This window comes from Niallia endozanthoxylica (assembly GCF_008710145.1).
Lineage (GTDB): Bacteria > Bacillota > Bacilli > Bacillales > Cytobacillaceae > Bacillus_BD > Bacillus_BD endozanthoxylica.
The window spans coordinates 1-4802 of record NZ_VYKL01000055.1 but is presented as its reverse complement, the minus strand read 5'-3'; the positions used below and the strand labels follow the sequence as shown (position 1 = coordinate 4802).

1 protein-coding gene, 10 tRNA genes and 1 pseudogene are annotated in these 4802 nt (G+C 37.0%); 8 read left to right on the top strand and 4 right to left on the bottom strand.

Annotated features, from left to right (window positions below; translation table 11 throughout):
* Positions 1 to 73: 73 nt before the first annotated feature.
* The 8 genes from F4V44_RS25025 (at position 74) to F4V44_RS24990 (ending at position 2421) form a co-directional block, all read left to right on the top strand.
* Positions 74 to 147: transfer RNA gene (locus tag F4V44_RS25025), tRNA-Cys, on the top strand.
* A gap of 8 nt (positions 148 to 155) precedes the next feature.
* Positions 156 to 237, top strand: a tRNA-Leu gene (locus F4V44_RS25020).
* A gap of 23 nt (positions 238 to 260) precedes the next feature.
* Positions 261 to 334 (top strand) — tRNA-Gly (locus F4V44_RS25015).
* An 8-nt stretch (positions 335 to 342) separates the two neighbouring features.
* Positions 343 to 419: transfer RNA gene (locus F4V44_RS25010), tRNA-Ile, on the top strand.
* An 8-nt stretch (positions 420 to 427) separates the two neighbouring features.
* Positions 428 to 502 (top strand) — tRNA-Asn (locus tag F4V44_RS25005).
* Positions 503 to 543: 41 nt separating this feature from the next.
* A tRNA-Ser gene (locus tag F4V44_RS25000) sits at positions 544 to 634 on the top strand.
* Positions 635 to 654: 20 nt separating this feature from the next.
* A tRNA-Arg gene (locus F4V44_RS24995) sits at positions 655 to 728 on the top strand.
* A gap of 316 nt (positions 729 to 1044) precedes the next feature.
* The gene (locus F4V44_RS24990; RefSeq protein ID WP_150442724.1) at positions 1045 to 2421 is read left to right on the top strand and encodes an MmcB family DNA repair protein; all 1377 of its coding nucleotides are present in this window, start codon (positions 1045 to 1047) and stop codon (positions 2419 to 2421) included.
* 529 nt (positions 2422 to 2950) lie between these two features.
* Here the strand turns inward: F4V44_RS24990 and F4V44_RS28060 are convergent.
* The 4 genes and pseudogenes from F4V44_RS28060 to F4V44_RS24970 all read right to left on the bottom strand — a co-directional run bounded on the left by F4V44_RS28060 (position 2951) and on the right by F4V44_RS24970 (position 4759).
* Positions 2951 to 3707: pseudogene (locus tag F4V44_RS28060) on the bottom strand (tyrosine-type recombinase/integrase).
* A gap of 777 nt (positions 3708 to 4484) precedes the next feature.
* Positions 4485 to 4572, bottom strand: a tRNA-Ser gene (locus tag F4V44_RS24980).
* Positions 4573 to 4585: 13 nt separating this feature from the next.
* A tRNA-Asn gene (locus F4V44_RS24975) sits at positions 4586 to 4660 on the bottom strand.
* A 23-nt stretch (positions 4661 to 4683) separates the two neighbouring features.
* A tRNA-Ala gene (locus F4V44_RS24970) sits at positions 4684 to 4759 on the bottom strand.
* Positions 4760 to 4802 lie beyond the last annotated feature (43 nt).

Here is a 4802-nt window from a genome sequence, read left to right as displayed (position 1 = left end):
GCTATAGCCAAGCGGTAAGGCAACGGACTTTGACTCCGTCATTCGTAGGTTCGAATCCTGCTAGCCCAGTTATGGCGGCATAGCCAAGTGGTAAGGCAGAGGTCTGCAAAACCTTCACCACCGGTTCAAATCCGGTTGCCGCCTCCATTCGAATTGCCGGTGTGGCGGAATTGGCAGACGCGCACGACTCAAAATCGTGTTTCTTCGGAAGTGTCGGTTCGACCCCGACCACCGGTATTAGAGAGAATTAATTATATTATGCGGGTGTAGTTTAGTGGTAAAACTACAGCCTTCCAAGCTGTTGTCGTGGGTTCGATTCCCATCACCCGCTCCAAAATAAATGGGCCTATAGCTCAGCTGGTTAGAGCGCACGCCTGATAAGCGTGAGGTCGATGGTTCGAGTCCATTTAGGCCCACCATTTATTATTCCGCAGTAGCTCAGTGGTAGAGCTATCGGCTGTTAACCGATCGGTCGTAGGTTCGAATCCTACCTGCGGAGCCATTTTTATGGATTATGCCAAGTTCAAGGCATTTTTTTTATATGGGGAAGTACTCAAGTGGCTGAAGAGGCGCCCCTGCTAAGGGTGTAGGTCGTGTAAGCGGCGCGAGGGTTCAAATCCCTCCTTCTCCGCCATATAATACATATATTAAAATGCGCCTTTAGCTCAGCTGGATAGAGCAACGGCCTTCTAAGCCGTGTGTCAGAGGTTCGAATCCTCTAAGGCGCGTAATTAATAATATTGAAATAAAAAAGCCATCAACCCTTTCGTTAAAGGGTTGATGGCTTTTTTTGTATTTGAGGCAAATACAAAGAAGAATAGAGAGCGTAGAATTCGTGTAAATCTTTTTCCAACAACGGCCTGTAGTGGCTTCTAGTTGGGGGCTCCAAAGCTAGGGTTAAACTGCTCAATGGAGGATTTGTTCGAGAAAAAAGTGGATGTATACATACAAATAACTACTTAACACTTAGGAAGACATAGCCTTGCAGCGATATGGATTTTCATTTTACAATATACTTAAAAGGTGCACGGTGCACCTTCGGAGGTGAATATTATAAAAGCGACTATTACTGGAAATGATTCCTTAAGTAAACGAATCCTGCTTGATATTGACAATGGGGCAAAAGTATCCGAAATTCCAACACTTTATCCTATTACTTTAGATCAAGCAAAAAAATTATCCCAATTTAAAAAGATGTTGGACTTAATGAAACAAAATCTAGGAGAAGAATACTATAACCGACTGCAATTGCTAGGAATTAAAAGTTTGCCTCTTTCTTCTTTATTTAGACAGGCAGATTGGGGTGGAATAATTGAAATTCTTTCTGTGGTTACAGAGGAAACAACAAGGGATGAATTGCAGTTGCTGATTACTGCTTTGAAAATGAAAAGGGAAAGAATCCAAGAGTTTAAAGAAGAGGCAGATGTAACTTTATCTGAATTAGAGGATACAGATAAATCGCTGCGCGCAAAGGAAAAAGAGCTTATACGGCTGAGCAAAGAAATAAATGGAAAAATGAGTATGTTTAATAAATATCCAGAACCATTTCGTTCATTCCTAGCTGAGTATCTTGGTTTATATGAAGGAGAACTAGTATTAGCGAAAAGATTGAATGTTAATTGGCAGCGAAGCTTACTAAAAGAGGCAATAATTGTTTATAATAAAATGCTTTATATGTTTTTTATAAAAGATCTTAGTAGTTTTGTAGAGTCGTTAATGTCTAGGCACAAGCGAGGTCTTGAATATCGCTGGAATCCAGATCAAGATATCAAGAGAATAACGAAATCAACACCTTGGGAAGATGTGCCCTACAACGGAAAATACAGGGTACCAACTTCATTCAGCGATTCCTTGGTTAATTCTATTAATGAAGTAAACCATAAATTAGAAGAAATTCAGAACAAAAAATTAGCCACAGAACACGAATTCAAAAAGATGAAAAATAAGATTGTTCAATCCTATATGGAAATGGCCGAAACCTCTGATTATCTTTCAACTAGGGATATAAAACGGCATAAGGAACTGCAAGATAAAGCTCTTAAATGGCTATTTCAGCGCGGTTTTATTGCAGTAACAGAGCTTACTCTTCCTAATGGCAAAAAAGTTGATATCTTTGCTTATAATGAATCTCAAATTGTTATTTTTGAAATAAAAGTATCGCAAGGAGACCTAACAACTGACCAAAAATGGATGGACTATTTACCGTATTGTCATGAATTTTATCTTTTAACACCTTCTGACTTAAAGATGACGGCAGCGCTTAAAATAAAAGAGGTTAACTGTGGGCAATATGTAGAGACAGCAAATAGTATAAAATTAATTCGGCCTGATGAACGAATTGTAAAGCAGGTTAACTATGATGATAAATTGAAGTTCACTGCTGGACAGTTATTGTCTAGGAAGTTTATTTATGGGTATTGAATTGTTTTAATTTACAGAGAAACCTTTTTAAACGATATTAGCCTTTAGCAACAATATTCTCAATAAGGTATCTAATGAAAGAAATATGGACTGAACGGTTAAAAACGATTAGTCCATAAAAGCCTTATTCCACTAACACTAGATTCTTGAAAACACCACGTTTTTTCCACGGTGACTCCCGAAATCCAAAATCGTTTCCGTACCTCTTTTTTGGCTAGAATCCCCTGACTGTTCAATGTTCACTATTCTGCGTTTCCTCGTATAGCTCACATCTCACTACAATAATTAGCCTAGATTGATCAATAAATGCGAACCCTAATAAATTAAGGGTTCACATTTATCTCTAATGTCAAAATTAGTGTCAAAATAAGTTTACAAAATATGCAGTTATTTTGTAAACTTATTTACCGAATAAACGGGACCAAAAACCTTTTTTTCGTTAGAAACAATTTGACTATTTTATGTCAAATTGTTGGCATCAAACTTCCTAAAATCTCAGCATTGTCTCAACAGCATCAGCCAAATCACTCTATGAATCCTTTAAGTACACCTGTTGTCGCAATATTACTATGTCCTGCTAATCCTCTAACCTTTTCAACATCATTATTTGTAACCTTTAATATCCATTTACAAAACGTATGGCGGAACATATGTGGAGTCACTTTATTATTAGGTAAACTGTAGCCTTCAATCATCGTTTGGATTCCCCACACAGTAAACTTTGGTGACAGCTAGCTGACTATAGAACACATATGGAGAGTGGTCCACATGTGGTTTCTTTTTAGGCATTTCTGCTTGGAATGCCAGTCAATCCTGGATTTTCACAAGCAGCGTATGTAAGCAAATAGACGATGGCCCAATCGTGGCGATACTTCTCTTCTGGTTCCACTCCTCTGCTGTTAACCGGTTTTCTTCTTAATTATAATTAGTAGAGCTTCAAATTCATCTTCCGTTAACCACATGATTCTTTCAGACTCTTCACCCACAGATTTTAAATCTTCAATATCTATCATTGAATTATGCTGCAACATCTTATTTTTTACTGCCCATAGATAATAACTTCTTAAAGAGTTGAGATGGCGATTAATTATGGTTATGACCAGAGGTTTTACATCTGTAGGATTTAACATTCTATCGATTCATTTATAGATATCTGCTACAGTAACATAATCATCCGGTTGGATATTCATTTTATTAAAAAAGCTCTTTAAATCATCTCTGTGGGAAATAATGGTATTTTTCGGTTTTCCTTTTTCCTGGAGATAAAATAAATAATCCAAAAACATCTATTCACGCTTTTCACTTATATGATGAGTTTTTAAAGGTTAAGGCAATCAAAAAAGATGTATATTTATTATATTATATGATAAGTCTAGCGCAGAGAAGAAGAGTACAAACTTATATAATATATATTATATGATTAGTTATGGCTATATATTATATAAGTTTGTAATTTTATAGATTACCTCAACTTATTTTTTTACACATGTTCATTTTCTTAGGTCGGTCTGACCAATTTTGAAACTATTATTTTAGGAACGTTTAACGTAATAAAGAACGTTTCAGACTCTAAATTAATTTCATTTTTGAGGTCAAAAGATATTACACATTGAAAATGCACTTAAATTTGAAAATCGTTTACTAAGAGAAGGTTTAACTGGATACATAAATGAGCAAGTCATAGAAGCTACTGAATGGTCTTTACAATAATTTCCAGAAGTATATTGCTTTGAACCTTATGCTTATGCAGTTGGTCAATTACAAAGAGCCTTAGACGGAAAAAACAAGAAATTGAAAAGATGTTGAAAAAACTAAGACCGACAATCTGACATTACTATTTGTAATAATGCTCATTAGCCTGTTCAGATTGGCGTACGGCATCTCTATTGTTTTTTTAAAAATAAAGGTTGGCGATTTATTTGTCATGCAATGGGATATGTCCACAAACATGTTCATACTTGGGAAAGAAAACAATAATCGGCTGAAATAAAAATCCGATATATATTAAAAAACTCTTATTCTAAAAAGAATAAGAGTTTTTATACAACTTAAAGGTACGATAACGGAGAAGGAGGGATTTGAACCCTCGCGCCGGTTGCCCGACCTACGCCCTTTCCAGGGGCGCCTCTTCAGCCACTTGAGTACTTCCCCAATAGAATAAAAATGGCTCCGCAGGTAGGATTCGAACCTACGACCGATCGGTTAACAGCCGATAGCTCTACCACTGAGCTACTGCGGAATAATAAAAGAAATAAGTTGTTATGGTGGAGCCTAGCGGGATCGAACCGCTGACCTCCTGCGTGCAAAGCAGGCGCTCTCCCAGCTGAGCTAAGGCCCCGATTTCTTATAATGATTGGAATGGCTAATTCGAGTCCATATCA